This is a genomic window from Shinella granuli (genome assembly GCF_004341885.1).
Taxonomy (GTDB): Bacteria; Pseudomonadota; Alphaproteobacteria; order Rhizobiales; family Rhizobiaceae; genus Shinella; species Shinella granuli.
Genome location: NZ_SLVX01000012.1, coordinates 33,922 through 49,367, shown reverse-complemented (window position 1 = coordinate 49,367; position 15,446 = coordinate 33,922). Strand labels below are relative to the sequence as shown.

Sequence of the window (15,446 nt, the reverse complement as noted above, 5' to 3'; positions counted from 1 at the left end):
CTATGCGCCAGATCGAGGATGCGCAAGGCGCAAAATGCTGTCATAATCGCCGCACCGGCTTGACGCTGCGCCCCGGGCACACGACATGTCGGCAATGGAGGACGTGTTTTGAATTCGTATGCAGGCCCGCTGGGTGGCGCGAACCCGATCGCGCAGTCCGACGCACCGATGATCGACCCCCTCGGGCGCGCCATCACCTATCTGCGCGTGTCGGTGACCGACCGCTGTGATTTCCGCTGCACCTATTGCATGGCGGAGAACATGACCTTCCTGCCGAAGAAGGACCTGCTGACGCTGGAAGAGCTGAACCGGCTCTGTTCCACCTTCATCGCCAAGGGCGTGCGCAAGCTCCGGCTGACCGGCGGCGAGCCGCTGGTGCGCAAGAACATCATGCATCTCGTGCGCGAACTCGGCCGCCAGGTGCACGACGGGCGCCTCGACGAACTGACGCTGACGACCAACGGCTCGCAGCTCGCCCGGCACGCGGCCGAGCTTGCCGATTGCGGCGTGCGCCGCATCAACGTCTCCCTCGACACGCTCGACGCGCAGAAGTTCCGGACCATCACCCGCTGGGGCGACCTCTCCAAGGTTCTGGAAGGCATCGACGCCGCGCAGGCCGCCGGCCTCCACATCAAGATCAACGCCGTGGCGCTGAAGGATTTCAACGACCGCGAGATCCCCGATCTGATGCGCTGGGCGCATGGCCGCGGCATGGACCTCACCCTCATCGAGACCATGCCGATGGGCGAGATCGAGGAAGACCGCACCGACCGCTACATGCCGCTGTCGGAGATGCGCGCCCGCCTCGAAGACGACTTCACCCTGACGGAGAACGCCTATCGCACCGGCGGCCCGGCGCGCTACGTCACGGTCGCCGAGACCGGCGGCCGTCTCGGTTTCATCACGCCGATGACGCACAATTTCTGCGAAAGCTGCAATCGCGTGCGCCTCACCTGCACCGGCACGCTCTACATGTGCCTCGGCCAGAACGATGCGGCGGACCTGCGCCTGCCGCTGCGGGCCTCCGACGACGACGCCCTGCTCTCGCAGGCGATCGACGAGGCGATCACCCGCAAGCCGAAGGGCCACGATTTCGTCATCGACCGCCGCAACCGCCCGGCCGTCGCCCGCCACATGAGCGTCACCGGCGGCTGACCCCGCCGAAAGCGAGGTTTTGGTGAACGTCCTTCCGGCCATCCTCCCCGCCCTCCTTGTCGCCGCCCTTCCTTCCCTCGGCCTTGCCGCCGAGCGGCCGGAGGGCATCGCCGCCGCCGAGGCGGTCGCCAGGGCCGCCCTCGGCGCGGATTGCGACATGAACGGCATGGAGGACGTGCCGATGGTCGGTCCCGAGGCGGAAGGATTCGGCCACGCCCTCTACCGCTTCGCCTACAAGCCCGGCTACGATCCGAACGGTCCCGACATCGAGGCCGAGCTCTACCAGTTGTTCTGCGGCTCGGGCGCCTACAATATCCGCAATGCCTTCGTCCTGAAGACCGGCGACAGCGACACGCCGAAACTCATCGCCTTCGCCACGCCGGACCTTGCCTATGAATATGCGAACGAGGAGAACAGCCGGCTGACCGCCGAGCCGAAGATCCGCGGCTTCCGCGCCACCGCGCTGCTGGTCAATGCGAGCTTCGACGAGAAGACCCGCACCATCACCAGCCACACCGCCTGGCGCGGCATCGGTGACGCCTGGGACAGCGGCGAATGGGTCTTCCGCAACGGCGATTTCACGCTGACCCGCTTCGAGTTCGACCCGACCTACGGCGACCCGGACCCCGCGGTGCCGGAGAGCTACGTGGTCTACGAGGCCGGCAAGTAGGGGAACGGCGCAAACGAAAACGGCCGGGCGTCCGCCCGGCCGTTTTCGTTGATGGCAGGCGCATCACGCCGCGTGGTGCTGCCCGTAATAACCGCCCTCGCGCGTATCGAGGTCGCGCGTCTTGAAGTGGTCGATCTTCTGGTTGAGGACTTCGACGCGATGGCGCAGGCCGTGGATCTCGGCCGTGTTCTCCTCCACCATCGCCGCGTTCTGCTGCGTGATGAGCTCGACCTGGTGCACCGCCTGGTTCACCTCGTTGATGCCGTCATACTGCGCGGCGGCCGCCGCCTCGATCTGGCCGACCAGCGCATGGATCGAGGAGATGTGCTCGTTGATGACGGTCAGCGCCTCGCCGGTCTCGGTGACGAGCGCAACGCCGTTCCGGACCTGCGCCGAACTGTCGGAGATCAGGCCCTTGATCTCGCGGGCGGCACCGGCGCAGCGCTGGGCAAGCTCGCGAACCTCCTGCGCGACGACGGCAAAGCCGCGGCCCGCCTCGCCGGCTCGCGCCGCCTCGACGCCGGCATTGAGCGCGAGCAGGTTGGTCTGGAAGGCGATCTCGTCGATGACGCCGATGATCGTGCTGATCTTCTCCGACGACCGGTTGATCTCGCCCATGGCGTCCACCGCCTTGGCCACGACCTCGCCGGAGCGTTTCGCATAGCTGTGCGTCTCGTCGACGGACACCGCCGTCTTCTGGGCGCTTTCGGCCGTCGAACGCACGATGTCGGTGAGCTGGCGCAGCGCCCGCGAGCTTTCCTCCAGCGCCGCCGCCTGCTGTTCGGTGCGGCGGGCGAGATCGTCGGCGGAGGTGGCGAGGTTGCCCGTGCCGCCATTGATCTCCATCGTCGTCGCGCGCACGTCCGACAGGGTGACGCGCAGGGCCTCGACCGCGTTGTTGTAGGTGCGCGCCATCGCGACATATTCGGCGGCCAGCGCCTCCGTCATGCTTTCCTCCAGGTTGCCGGCGGCAAGCTGGCCGAGCACATCCGACAGGGCCGTCAGCGCCTCGGTCTGCTCCGCCTCGATGCGGGCCTGCTCGCTGGCGCGGCGCGCCTGCTCCTCGGCCGTCATCTGGCGCTGGGCCTCGGCCTCCTGCTCCAGGCGGATGTTTTCCCGCGCCGCATCGCGGAAGACGGCGACCGAGCGCACCATGTCGCCGATCTCGTCGCCGCGGTTGCGGCCGTCGATGCTGATGTCGAGGTCGCCGCTCGCCAGCCGCGACATGGCTTCCGTCACCCGCTTCAGCGGGCCGCGCAGCGTTTCGACGAGCATCAGGCCGCCGATGATGGCGAGCAGCGTGCCGGCGACCATGGCGATGATCGAGACGTTGGCCGAGCGCTGGCTGTCCTTCTTGCCCGCCTCCTGGGCGCTGGAGACGAACTGCTCCAGCGTCTGGCTGGCATCGGCGACGGAGGCATAGGCGGCGGCGCGCGCGGCCTGCCACTTCTCGCCGACGGAGATGAGGTCCTGGGTGCCCTGCTCGATCCTGGCGAGCGACGGGGCGAGCTTCTGCGAGAGATCACGCAGGGCGGCGTTCTTCGTGCCCAGCTTGGCAAGCTCGGCAGCGCTGCCGGCGACGGCCTTCACGTCGGCCAGCACGGCGTCGCGGCTCGGCTGGTCGAGCTTGCGGTGCAGTTCGCTGATATGCAGGCGCGTCTCGTCGATGCCCTTGAACGTGTCGCCCATCAGCGTGATCAGCGTCTTCAGGAGCGCGATCTCGGCATCCATGCCGACGAAGCGCTTTGCCGCCGTGTCGGAATTCTTGCCGGCCTCCTTGAGGAAGTCGGCGTCGAACTTGGAAAGCTTGGTCAGAACGGGCACGAACTTCGTCTTCTTGGCTTCCGCATCGTCGCTGCCGGCCAGGATGTCCTTGACCTTGGCGAGTTCGGCCTCGAAGGGCTTGATCTGCTCCAGCGCCTTCGGCGAGGCGATCGCCCGGGATTCGTCGAGCTGCTTGAGGAGCTGCGGCAGGTAGGTCTCGGCCGCCTTGACCTTGTCCTCCGCCTTCATGGCGAGCGCCACCGGCTTGCGGAACTTGCCGATGCGTTCGGCAAGGCCCTGATAGGCGGCGGCATCGAACAGTAGCGCCTTGGCGAAGGCTTCCTTCTCGCCCGATTCGTTGCGGATGACACCGATCTGCTTTTCGGCGAAGGCACCGTCCTTGGCCATCGTCGCCAGCGCCTCTTCCAGCCCCGCCGTCACGGCGTTGCGCTCCTGGTCGATCGACCAGAGCGTTTCGCTCTGCTCGCGCATGGTCCCGGCCAGCGCCACGACCGAGGCGATCTTCGCCTTCTCGGCCGCATCGGGCAGGAGGGCATCGAGATCGTTGATGCCGGCCTCCTGCTCGTCGATGCGCGCGCCGAGCGCCGCCCGCGTCGCCTCGCCGGGCCTGTCGACGAAGTCCTGCAAGCCGGTGCGGAGATTCTGGAAATGCGACAGACTGTTGATCGTCTCGCGCGTCACCGTCATGTGGCCGTTCAGCGTGCTCGCGGTGAAGTAACCGACAAGGCCGATGCCCGCGATCAGCGCGACGAGAGGAATGACGAACAGCAGCACCTTGGTAACGATGCGGCGCTGCTGGAGCAGGCGGTCGATGAAGGACATGGGTTCCCCGACGTTTTTATGACGACCAAGATCCCGTCGGGTGTTCCTCAAAGCCGAAACGGCCGCTCAGGCTCGTCATCGGAGCGCGGCCGGTGCTGATTCAAGGCTTCGGCCGATCTTGCATCAGGCGGCCCGCCCTCACCCGTCGCATCATGCGATCGCTCATTGGGATGACGCAACGATAGGTGGGGAAGCTTAATGAATTCCTTCGGCAAAGCGGCAGGAATTCAAGCCTTTGCGCCCAAATCATCATACTTTTCTGCACGGATTTCGCGCAACTGCCGCTCCGTGCGGCAATCACCCCGTTTGTTCCAGCCGCAAGGATGATGGCATACGGCGGGCATTGTGCCTAAGAAGGGCGAAGACTCGCCTGGAATCACCTGCATGACCACCACCGCCAACGCCAAGGGCGCCCTGTTCATGGCCATCGCCATGATCGGCTTCACCTGCAACGACGCGCTCGTCAAGTCCGTCACCGGCGACATGAACACCGGCCAGATCCTCTTCGTGCGCGGGCTGATGACCACGGTGCTCGTCGTCGCCATCGCCCGGTGGATGGGCGCGCTCGGCTCCTGGCGGATCGTGCTGCAGCCGGCCGTGGCGCTGCGCATCGCCGCCGAAATCCTCGCCTCGCTCGCCTATGTCTCGGCGCTCGGCGCCATGCCGCTCGCCAACACGGCCTCGATCCTCCAGGCCCTGCCGCTCGCCGTCACGCTCGGCGCGGCGCTCTTCCTCAACGAGAAGGTCGGCTGGCGGCGGTGGCTGGCCATCATCGCCGGCTTTGCCGGCGTGCTGATCGTCATCCGCCCCGGCCCGGAGGGCTTTTCGCTCGCCGCCGTCTATGTCATCGCCTCGGTCGTCGGCGCGGCGGCGCGGGATCTGTGTACCCGCCGCATCGACCGGTCCGTGCCGTCGCTGTTCATCAGCGTCATCACCGCGGCGTCGATCACCGTCACCGGCGCGGTGATGATCGTGCCGATGGGCGGCTGGCAGCCGGTCTCCGGCGAAGCCTTCGTCCGCCTCGCCGCCGCCAGCGTGCTGCTGCTCGTCGGCTACCAGACCATCGTCATCGCCATGCGCACCGGCGAGATCTCCTTCATCGCGCCCTTCCGCTATACAAGCCTCATCTGGGCGATCGCCATCGGCTTCCTGTTCTTCGGCGAGGTGCCGGATTTCTGGATGACCGTCGGCGTTGGCATCATCGTCGCCTCCGGCCTCTACACCTTCTACCGGGAAAACCGCCGCCGGGACGTGGAGGCCGTGGCACAGGAATCGAAACCGGAATCGCCCTGACAGGGTTGCGCGCCGCCGCTGCCGCTCCATCTGTCTTCAGAGCATGCCCGCGCAAAAACGCGCAGCGGTTTTGCGATGACGACAAGGGCAAGGTGATTACGCTCGGCCGCAAAATGCTCTAGACGAAAACGGCGAAACCTGCCGATGGGAGCGAAATGACAGCGACGCATGCGATAGTGGGCGTGATCCTGGCCGGCGGCCTCTCCTCCCGCATGGGGCAGGACAAGGCACGCATCCGCCTCGGCGGCGCGGCCCTCATCGACCGTGCGGCGCGACGCCTCAAGCCGCAGGTCTCGGCCGTCGCCGTCAATGCCAACGGCCCGGTCCTCTTCGAGCGCGGCGAGGAACTGCCGGTCTTCGCCGACCTGGATGCCGCCCGCGCCGGCCCGCTCGGCGGCGTGCTCGCCGCCCTCGACTATGCGCGGCGCCACCATCCCGAGGCGAGCCACGTCGCCACCGTTCCGACGGACAGCCCCTTCTTCCCGACTGATCTCGTCGCTCGCCTGTCGCGCGTCGTCGACACGCCGGAGCGTATCGCGGTGGCACGCTCGGTCAGCGGCCTCCACCCCGTCTTCGCCCTCTGGCCCGTCACCCTCGCCACGGATCTCGCCGAATGGCTGGCAGGCGGCGGGGCGCTGCGCGTGCGCAGCTATCTCGAGCGCCACCAGGCCCGCGAAATCACCTTCCCGCTGATCGAGACCTCGCGCGGCGAGTTCGATCCCTTCTTCAACATCAACACGCCGGACGATCTCGACGAGGCGGAAAACTGGCTCTGGGTGCTGGAACGATGACACGACCGAAGATCTTCGGAATTGCCGGATGGAAGAATTCCGGCAAGACGGGCCTTGCCGTGCGCCTGGTGAGCGAACTCGTCGCCCGCGGCTACCGCGTCTCCACCATCAAGCATGCCCACCACGACTTCGACATCGACAAGGTCGGCGCCGACAGCTATCGCCACCGCCAGGCCGGCGCCCACGAGGTCACCATCGTCTCCGGCACGCGCTATGCCATCATGCACGAGCTGCGCGGCGCCCCGGAGCCGAGCTTCGAGGAAATCCTCGCGCGCCTGGCGCCCTGCGACCTCGTGCTCATCGAAGGCTACAAGCGCGAGCCGATCCCCAAGATCGAGGCTCGGCGGCTGGAGGCCGCCAACCGGACGCCGCTCGCCCCCGAAGATCCCCACATCACCGCCATCGCCGCCGACCACCCCGTCCCGGACGCGGGCCTGCCCGTCTTCGACCTCGACGACACGGCGACGATCGCCGACTTCGTCGTGGCGGTGACGGGATTGAAGACCCCGGAACACTGAGCCGCGACGAAAAAGGCCGCGGGCAAAACCCGCGGCCTTGCGTACGTCAGGGCCGACCGGTCACTCGGCCATCGCCACCGGCTTCACCAGCGGGGTGACGCGGCGGATGGTGACGCGACGGTTGAGCTGTTCGGCGGCGTCCGTGGCGATCTTCAGGAAGCGCTCGCCGTAGCCCTGGGTGGCCAGGTTCTCCGGCGGGATGTCGTAGACGTCGGTCAGGATGTTGGCGACGGCCTCGGCGCGCTCGTCGGAGAGCACGAGGTTCGATTCGTCCGACCCGACGGCATCCGTGTGGCCCTCGATCAGGAAGGTCTCGCCGGGATCCTTGTCGAGGATCTCGTTCATCGCCTCGGCCACCCTGCGCAGCGTCGCGGCCTGGTTCATCGAGATCTCCGCCGAGCCCGTGGCGAAGGTGATCGTGTCGAGGTCGATGCGGCGCACCTTGTCGCGGATACGGGCCGAATATTTCACCTCGTCGAGCGAATAGACACGCTCGACCGGCTCGACCGGGGGCCGTCCCAGGAAGTCGCGGTAGTCGATGCTTCCTTCCGCGGACGTGTCGACGATATAGTCATCGACCGGGATCGTCAGGCGCATCGGCGGCAGCCGCTCGCCGGGATCGACGAAGGTCGGCCGGCTGTCGCGGTCGATCTCCGGCGCGTAGAACATCACATATTCCCGGCCGCGGCCGTCGATGCGCGAGCGCTGGATGATCTCGCCGTAGCGGTTGCGGATGGTGACGACGCGGTCGCCGTTCGGCCGTTCGATCACCTCGCGCACCCGGCCGTTCGGCAGGTCCTCGTAATAGGTCTCCGTGGCGCGGCGCGACAGGCGTCGCCCGTCGTCAGAGCGCACGATGATGCGGTCGCCGAAATTGATCACGAAGCGGTTGTCGACCTCGCGCTGGACGCGCCAGCCGTCGCGTTCCTCGTAGCGCGGCCGGCGGTCGCGCCGCTCGCCGCGCTCCCGGTCGCCCGATTCGTAGCGGATGCGGTCACGCCCTTCCCAGCCGACCTGCGCATCGCGGTCGGATTCAGGGACGCGCACGCGCACGTCGCGGCGCTTTTCCTCGCGTTCGCGGCGCAGTTCCTCGCGCGAGCGGTCGCGGCGGTTGTCCCAGTCCTTGTCGCTGTCGAGAACGGCGGCGCCGTCGATGAACGGCAGCTCGATCGTTCCGGTCGTGCGCGACGGGTCGCGGGCGATGCGCTCGCGCTCCTTGTCCCGCTCGCGGCGCGGACGCCCCGCCGTCTCGTCCGGGCGCTTGCGCTCGCGCTCGGCCTCGCGCCTGCGTTCCTCGCGGTTGCGCTGCTGCTCCTCGCCCTGGCGCTGCTCTTCGCGCGCCGCATCGCGCTGCTTCTTGCTGCGCTCCTCATGCGCCTTCTGCTGCTCGTCCTGCCGGCGCTGTTCTTCCCGCTCGGCGTCACGCTGCTTCTTGCGGCGCTCCTCGCGGTTGCCTTGCTGGGTCTCTTCCTGGCGCTTGCGGTCACGTTCCGCATCGCGCTGGCGGCGCTCCTCGCGTGCCTTCTGCTGGTCATCCTGGCGGCGCTGTTCCTCCCGCTCGGCGTCACGCTGCTTCTTGCTGCGCTCCTCGCGGTTGCGCTGCTGATTCTCTTCCTTGCGCTGCCGGTCGCGGTCCGCGTCGCGCTGGCGGCGCTCCTCGCGCGCCTTCTGCTGGTCGTCCTGCTGGCGCTGTTCCTCGCGCTGCCTCTTGCTGCGCTCCTGCTGGCGGCGCTCCTCGCGCTGACGGTCGAGCTGTTCCTTGGCCTCGCGGTTGTTCTTGCCGCCGCCTTCGTCCTCGCGATTGCGCTTGCGGTCCTGCCGGCCCTCGTTGCCGTTGCCCTGGTCCTCGCGGTTGCGGCGCTTCGGGATGAGCAGGTCGTCGCCGAACTGGCCTTCCCCGGCCTGCACCGTCGTCACGTCGGATTTTTCGACCAGCGGCAGCACCGGCCGCATCACGGCGGCCTCGACCGGCTGCCAGATAAACGACAGCGAAGCGATGGGCAGGGCCACCGTTGCCAGAAGTCTCGTTCTTTTAAGCATTGGCGTTTCCTCGTTTGCCAGCATTCCACGCTATTGCATCGGGGTTTGGGGCGAATTTGTGTTTGTACGCAAGACGCTAATCCATGGCAGATGAATCCGCGCTGAATGCACAGGGGCCGCCGGCAGCTTGCCGGCGGCCCCGTCGTAAACGCATCAAGATGCGATCAGTTCGCCCGCGCCATGGGACGCACCAGCGTGGTGACGCGGCGGATGGTGACGCGGCGGTTCTGCTGCTCGGCGATCTGCGTCTTCACCTTCAGGAAGCGCTCGCCATAGCCCTGGGTCTGCAGGTTTTCCGGCGGAATGCCGTAGACGTCCGTCAGGAGGCTGGCGACCGATTCGGCCCGCTCGTCCGAGAGGACGAGGTTGGACGTGTCGGATCCCACGGCATCCGTATGCCCCTCGATCAGGAAGGTCTCGCCCGGATCCCTGTCCAGAACCTTCTGCATGGCCTCGGCGACGGAGCGCAGCGTGCGGGCCTGCGACATCGGCACGTCGGCGCTGCCGGTGGCGAAGGTGATCGTGTCGAGGTCGATGCGGCGCACCTTGTCGCGCAGGCGCGCCGAATGCTTCACCTCGTCGATCGTATAGACCCGCTCGACGCGCTCGACCGGCGGCTCGGCGAGGAAGTCGTAGTAATCCCGGTCCGGATTGCTCGACGTGTCGATGATGTAGTCGCTGACGGGGATGCGCAGGCGCATCGGCGGCAGTTCATAGCCGATATCGACGAGGCCCGGGCGCGGCGAATCGTCCTCCAGCTCCGGCGCATAGACGAGGATGTATTCCCGCCCGTCGCGGCCGACGCGCGAACGCTGGATGATGTCGCCGTAGCGGTTGTAGATCGTCACGATCCGGACGCCGCCGGGCCGCACGATCGTCTCGCGCACGCGGCCGCGGGCGAGGTTGTCGTAATAGACCTCTTCCGAATCACGGCGCAGGCGCGGACGGTCGTCGCCGCGCACGATCAGCCGGTCGCCGACCTCCAGCACCGTGCGGTTCTCGAAGCGCTCGACGATGTTCACCTTGGTGGTGCTGTTGTCGATCGTCGTGCTGTTGACGGTGTTGTTGTTGATGACCGTGTTGTTGATCACGGTGTTGTTGATGATGTTGGTCGTCTCCGGCACCGCGAAGTCAGGCGCCGCGTCCACGCGCTGGCCCTCTTCCCTGATCGCGGCCTCGATCCTGCCGGGCACGGCCTCGCGCACCTCTTCGGAGATCGTCGCCTGGGCCGCGTCGTCGGTGTCGGGAACCGGCACCTCCTCTTCCTGCGCGCGCAGTTCCTCGCGCTTCCTACGGCGGTCCTCGCGGCTGGTCTGGCCGCCGGCATTGTCGGCGTCCTTGTCGCTGTCGAGCACGGCGGCCCCGTTCTCGACCGGCAGCACGACCGTCTCGTCCGTCCTGGCCGGGTCCTCGGCGATCTCCTGCTTTTCTTCCTCGCTCATCGTGTCGACGATGTCGGGCACCGGCTCGGCCGCCGGCGTCTCGCCGGTCTCGGCCGTGGCAGGCTGGTCCGTGCCGGTTTCGGCCGGCGTTTCGACAATTGCCGGCTGTTCATCTTCGTCCGCGGCCGGCTGCTCGCCCGCCGTCGTTTGCGAAGCGCCGCCATCCGGCTGCTGCGCAGGCTGCTCGGCCTGCTGCTCTTCGGCCGGCGTCTGCTCCTCCTGTGCGTTCTGCTCCTCGGCGGCCTGCCGCTGCTGCTCTGCCTCGGCGGCGGCGCGCTGCGCTTCTTCCTCGGCCGCCCTCTGCTCGGCCGCGGCCTTCTCCGCCTCTTCGGCAGCCTGCTGCTCTTCGGCCTGGCGCTGCTCTTCTTCCGCGGCAGCGCGCTGCGCCTCGTCTTCGGCAGCCTTCTCCTCGGCTGCAGCCCTCTCGGCTTCTTCAGCCGCCTTCTGCTCCTCCGCCGCCGCGCGCTGGGCCTCCTCTTCCGCTGCCTTCTCCTCGGCGGCGGCGCGTTCCGCCTCCGCGGCGGCCTTCTGTTCCTCGGCTAGGCGCTGCTTTTCTTCCTCGGCGGCGCGCTCAGCCTCGTCCTGCTGCTGTTGCTGCTGGAGCAGCAGCTCCTCCTCGCTCGGCTGGCTCTCGCCGGTGCTTTCCTGGGCAACCTCGAACGGCTTCATCAGGGCATCGGCCAGCGCCGGCGTCGCGATCAGCGCGGTCGACAGGACCGGGAGCGCCACGGTTGCAAAAAGTCTGGAGCGGAAAGTCATCGTTTTGTCCTCACGGTGTCCCGTCTTGTTCTCAAGAGAAGGGCCGCCCGGCTCTTCCGGCCGTTGACGTGCCCGTCACAATCCTTCCAAGGCCTGGCATTCGCCGCCTTAACCCCGCCTGAACGACGCCTGGTGAGACGCGAGATAGGCCGCGCCCGCCGCCCGGCCAGAGGGGGCGCATGAAATTGTCGGGGAAACCGGGCGGAAAGACGGCGCGAATCCAGTTGATTTTTGGGCGAAAACCGGTCGATTATCGCGCCAAGCGGGCAACCCTTGCCCGCTTCACTTCAAGGCCCGGACAACAAGAAAAACCCGAGCGCCTTCAACAGAGAGGATCAACATGCGTATTTCCAAACGTTTCACGCTCGCAGCCTCGGCTGCGGTCATCGCCCTCTTCGCGTCTTCCGCGATGGCTGAAGGCGAGAAGATCGTGATCGGCACGGAAGGCGCCTACCCGCCCTTCAACAACCTCGAATCCGACGGCACGCTGACCGGCTTCGACATCGACATCGCCAAGGCGCTGTGCGAGGAAATGAAGGCCGAGTGCACCTTCGTCACGCAGGACTGGGACGGCATCATTCCGGCGCTCATCGCCAAGAAGTTCGACGCGATCATCGCCTCCATGTCGATCACCGCCGAGCGCAAGGAGAAGGTCGACTTCTCCAAGAAGTACTACAACACGCCGCCGGCCATCGTCGTGCCGAAGGATAGCGAGATCACGGAAGCCACCCCGGAGGCCCTCGCCGGCAAGACGCTCGGCGCGCAGGGCTCGACGACCCACTCCAACTATGCCGAAGCGCATATGAAGGATGCCGAGGTCAAGCTGTATCCGACAGCCGACGAGTACAAGCTCGACATCGCCAACGGCCGCATCGACGCCGTCGTCGACGACGTGGTGGTGCTCTCCGAATGGCTGAAGTCCGATGACGGTGCCTGCTGCAAGCTGCTCGGCACGCTGCCGGTCGACCCGGTCATCAACGGCGAAGGCGCCGGCATCGCGGTGCGCAAGGGCGAAACGGAGCTGGCCGACAAGTTCACCGCGGCGATCGCGGCGATCCGTGCCAGCGGCAAGTACCAGGAAATCAACGCCAAGTACTTCCCCTTCGACGTCTACGGCGACTGATCCGCGGCACGTCCGTGTCATGCGGGTTTTTTCTGACCCCATCACGAGAATGCACGGGCGGGAGGGCTTGCTCTCCCGCTCCTTTTGTTTGAGAACTTGCACATAAGAAAAGGCGGGTGCATCACGCGCCCGGACAAGAAGCGCAAGGCGCATCGGGGGTTCTTCTGGCATGAGCGGGTTCTTCACCGCCATCGTCGAGGCGGTATCCGCAATTCTCGGGATCATCGATCCCCTCTGCGGACCGATCGGCATCTTCAATCTCTTTGCGGGCGGCACGCTGCTCGCCTGCGGCAATGCCGGATGGGGCGACGAGATCGCCTTCGGCTTCCTGGTGACGGCAAGCCTTGCCATCGCCACCCTGCCCGTCGGCCTCGTCGCCGGCTTCTTCATCGCGCTGGCCAAGCAGTCGGAAGAAAAGTCGCTGCGGCTGTCGGCCAATATCTACACGACGCTCTTCCGCGGCCTGCCGGAGCTCCTGACGCTCTTCATCGTCTATTACGGCCTGCAGATCCTGGTGCAGAACCTGGCGGCCGCGCTCGGCTATGGCGGCGCGGTCGAGATCAACGCCTTCTTCGCCGGCATGATCGCGCTCGGCGTCGTCTTCTCCGCCTATTGCTCGGAAGTGCTGCTGTCGGCCTTCAAGGCCATCCCGCGCGGCCAGTACGAGGCAGGCTATGCGCTCGGCCTGCACCATGGCCGCACCATGCGCCTCATCGTGCTGCCGCAGCTCATCCGCGTCGCCCTGCCCGGCCTCGGCAATCTGTGGATGGCGCTCCTGAAGGACACCGCGCTCGTCTCGGTCATCGGCCTGCCGGACATCCTGCGCCAGACCGGCGTCGCCGCGCGCGTGACGAAGGAAGCCTTCCAGTTCTACGCCATCGCCTGCCTGCTCTTCCTCGTCCTCGCCTTCCTCTCCTCGCTGGTCTTCTCCGCGATCGAAGGCTGGGCAAAACGTTCGGAGGTCGCCCGATGAGCGTCGTCACCACCCTCATCCCGCCGCAGGCCCCGCCGGAAGCCCCGCCAAAGCCCTTCACCGCCAGCCGCTTCTTCGGCAACATCTTCATGGGCGTGTGGCTGGCGCTCACCGTCGGCGTCTTCCTGATGATCGTCGGCGGCTGGGATCCGGAAAAATTCACCCGGTACGGACCGAGCTACCTCTCCGGCCTCGGCGTGACGCTGCTGCTCGTCGGCCTCTCCGTCGTGCTCGGCGGCCTCATCTCGCTACCGCTCGCCTTCGCGCGCATGTCGAAGAACCCGGTCTTCTCCTGGCTCGCCTACGGCTATGTCTACTTCTTCCGCGGCACGCCGCTGCTGACGCAGCTCTTTCTCGTCTATTACGGCCTCGGCAGCTTCTCCGCCGAGTTGAAGGCCTGGGGCCTGTGGTGGTTCTTCCGCGACGCCTGGAACTGCGCGCTCTTGACCTTCACGCTCAACACCGCCGCCTACCAGGCAGAGATCCTGCGCGGCGCCATCGAGAGCGTGCCGCGCGGCCAGCACGAGGGCGCCGACGCGCTCGGCCTGCCCAAGAAGGTCGCCTTCTTCAAGGTCATCCTGCCGCAGGCGCTCATCGTCGCGCTGCGCCCCTATGGCAACGAAATCATCCTGATGATCAAGGGCTCGGCCATCGTCGCCATCGTCACGGTCTTCGACCTGATGGGCGAGACCCGCCGCGCCTTCTCGCGCACCTTCGACTACCAGGCCTATCTGTGGGCCGCGCTGCTCTATCTCCTCATGGTGGAGCTCCTGCGCAACCTCTGGGCCTGGCTGGAACTGCGCCTGACGCGCCACCTGAAGCGCTGACATCCCTTGGCAGCACTCGCATGAACGTGCTGCCAAGCACCTGATTTCACAGAAATATTCCCGTTCCGGATCGAAATTAAACTTTTCATTAACCTTGCAGGCGCTCAATCATAGGGACCATCATTCATCACGCAATGAGGTCCCTATGACGAACGACATGGCAATGCAGCTCAAGGGCTACGGCATGACCACGGCCCAGATCCTCTACCGCATGCCGGATCACCCCCAGCTCCTGCAGACCTATATCTGGCAACACTATGATCTCGCCCCGGACTTCCCGGAGATGAAGAGCTTCCTGAAGTTCTGGCAGGAGAAGCTGGACGGACCGCTGCACTCGGTGCGCTACGTCCACCGCCGGCTGATCTCGGCGACGGAATGGCGGGCGCTGAAGGGCGAGTTCATCCTCAACTGAGGCACCGCAACGGTCAGACGTGCACCGAGCCGTGCGACAGCTCGCTGTCGGACATGTCCACCTTCAGCGAGAAATAGAGGACGGCGGCATAGAAGAGCAGCACGAGCGCGATCACCACGCCGCCGGGCACCGGCCCGAGCGCCGCATTGGCGACCACGTGCTCGAAGGCGAGCGTCATGTCCTTGCCCGCCGTCGCCGGCCTCTGCATCATCGAGGACGAGATCTTCAGCGCCCAGGCGAGCAGCAGGATGAGGTAGAGCCAGCAGTAGTTGCGCCGCAGCCGCCGGCAGGCCGCATCCCGGTAGCTGATCAGGAATTCCGGCTTGCGCAGGCTCTTGGCGATCGGCGCGGCCCAGTCGCGGTCCAGCGTGGCGCGCGGATTGAGGATCTCGGCGAAATAGAAGCGCTCGAGCTGGCGCACCCGCGCCCGGTAGACGTCGAAGAACCGGTAGCGCCGCGCCTCGATCATCAGAAGCAGCGAGACGAGCAATATCGCGAAGAGCAGCACGCCGTGATGCGAGGTCGGCGTGGAGAGCGAGACGGACAACAGCGCCGCCACCACCGTGATCGCCCAGTTCGAGGTGCGGTCGATGCGGTCGCGCCAGCCGGCCATGCGCCCGAGCTCGCCGCGATAGTAGTGCACCATCGTGTTGATCGTCTCCACGGGCGTTGCCGGCAGTGCCGGACTGCCGGTCCGTTTCGTGTCGGTGGAGAGCGGGAAAGGGGGCGTATCGGCGGGCATGTCATTCCTCCCAATGGTCTTTTTGGTTTTGGGAAGACGATCATGCGCCTCTTTCGGCAATTGATAAATGCCTATTTGCGCCCGAAGGGCGCCA

13 protein-coding genes are annotated in these 15,446 nt (G+C 66.5%); 9 read left to right on the top strand and 4 right to left on the bottom strand.

The annotated features are described in order from the left end of the window. Window positions 1–168 precede the first annotated feature (168 nt). Window positions 169–1,155 carry a GTP 3',8-cyclase MoaA gene (gene moaA, locus EV665_RS18545; RefSeq protein WP_245507763.1) on the top strand — a complete coding sequence of 329 codons (987 nt, stop codon included), beginning with the start codon at window positions 169–171 and terminating at the stop codon, window positions 1,153–1,155. A 22-nt stretch (window positions 1,156–1,177) separates the two neighbouring features. Further along, window positions 1,178–1,825: a DUF1176 domain-containing protein gene (locus tag EV665_RS18540; protein ID WP_133035221.1), complete on the top strand. Its 648-nt coding sequence runs from the start codon at window positions 1,178–1,180 to the stop codon at window positions 1,823–1,825. Window positions 1,826–1,888: 63 nt separating this feature from the next. Here EV665_RS18540 and EV665_RS18535 read toward each other — a convergent pair whose 3' ends face one another. After that, on the bottom strand, window positions 1,889–4,432 hold the full coding sequence (locus EV665_RS18535) for a methyl-accepting chemotaxis protein (protein WP_064330276.1): 2,544 nt from the start codon (window positions 4,430–4,432) through the stop codon (window positions 1,889–1,891). A 384-nt stretch (window positions 4,433–4,816) separates the two neighbouring features. Between EV665_RS18535 and EV665_RS18530 the strand changes: the two genes are divergently transcribed. From EV665_RS18530 to mobB, 3 genes are all read left to right on the top strand, one after another. Further along, window positions 4,817–5,725: a DMT family transporter gene (locus EV665_RS18530; RefSeq protein ID WP_064330277.1), complete on the top strand. Its 909-nt coding sequence runs from the start codon at window positions 4,817–4,819 to the stop codon at window positions 5,723–5,725. Window positions 5,726–5,880: 155 nt separating this feature from the next. Next, window positions 5,881–6,516: a molybdenum cofactor guanylyltransferase MobA gene (gene mobA / locus EV665_RS18525; RefSeq protein WP_064330278.1), complete on the top strand. Its 636-nt coding sequence runs from the start codon at window positions 5,881–5,883 to the stop codon at window positions 6,514–6,516. Beyond that, window positions 6,513–7,034, top strand: coding sequence for a molybdopterin-guanine dinucleotide biosynthesis protein B (gene mobB, locus EV665_RS18520; RefSeq protein ID WP_064330279.1), 522 nt, complete (start codon window positions 6,513–6,515; stop codon window positions 7,032–7,034). The genes mobA and mobB overlap by 4 nt, the downstream gene beginning before the upstream one ends. 60 nt (window positions 7,035–7,094) lie before the next feature. Here the strand turns inward: mobB and EV665_RS18515 are convergent, their stop codons facing one another. Both EV665_RS18515 and EV665_RS18510 read right to left on the bottom strand, forming a co-directional pair. After that, window positions 7,095–9,074, bottom strand: a complete 1,980-nt coding sequence (locus EV665_RS18515; protein WP_133035220.1) for an OmpA family protein — start codon at window positions 9,072–9,074, stop codon at window positions 7,095–7,097. A 164-nt stretch (window positions 9,075–9,238) separates the two neighbouring features. Continuing rightward, the gene (locus EV665_RS18510) at window positions 9,239–11,275 is read right to left on the bottom strand and encodes an OmpA family protein (RefSeq protein WP_133035219.1); all 2,037 of its coding nucleotides are present in this window, start codon (window positions 11,273–11,275) and stop codon (window positions 9,239–9,241) included. Between the two features lie 340 nt (window positions 11,276–11,615). Between EV665_RS18510 and EV665_RS18505 the strand changes: the two genes are divergently transcribed. From EV665_RS18505 to EV665_RS18490, 4 genes are all read left to right on the top strand, one after another. Further along, window positions 11,616–12,398, top strand: a complete 783-nt coding sequence (locus EV665_RS18505; RefSeq protein ID WP_064330282.1) for an ABC transporter substrate-binding protein — start codon at window positions 11,616–11,618, stop codon at window positions 12,396–12,398. 169 nt (window positions 12,399–12,567) lie between these two features. Then, complete coding sequence (locus EV665_RS18500; protein ID WP_064330283.1) at window positions 12,568–13,371, top strand: ABC transporter permease; 804 nt, start codon at window positions 12,568–12,570, stop codon at window positions 13,369–13,371. Then, window positions 13,368–14,198, top strand: coding sequence for an ABC transporter permease (locus EV665_RS18495; protein WP_133035218.1), 831 nt, complete (start codon window positions 13,368–13,370; stop codon window positions 14,196–14,198). The genes EV665_RS18500 and EV665_RS18495 overlap by 4 nt, the downstream gene beginning before the upstream one ends. A 145-nt stretch (window positions 14,199–14,343) precedes the next feature. Beyond that, window positions 14,344–14,610, top strand: a complete 267-nt coding sequence (locus EV665_RS18490) for an usg protein (RefSeq protein WP_064330285.1) — start codon at window positions 14,344–14,346, stop codon at window positions 14,608–14,610. A 13-nt stretch (window positions 14,611–14,623) separates the two neighbouring features. Here EV665_RS18490 and EV665_RS18485 read toward each other — a convergent pair whose 3' ends face one another. Continuing rightward, window positions 14,624–15,352 carry a DUF2270 domain-containing protein gene (locus EV665_RS18485; RefSeq protein WP_064330286.1) on the bottom strand — a complete coding sequence of 243 codons (729 nt, stop codon included), beginning with the start codon at window positions 15,350–15,352 and terminating at the stop codon, window positions 14,624–14,626. Window positions 15,353–15,446: the final 94 nt, after the last annotated feature.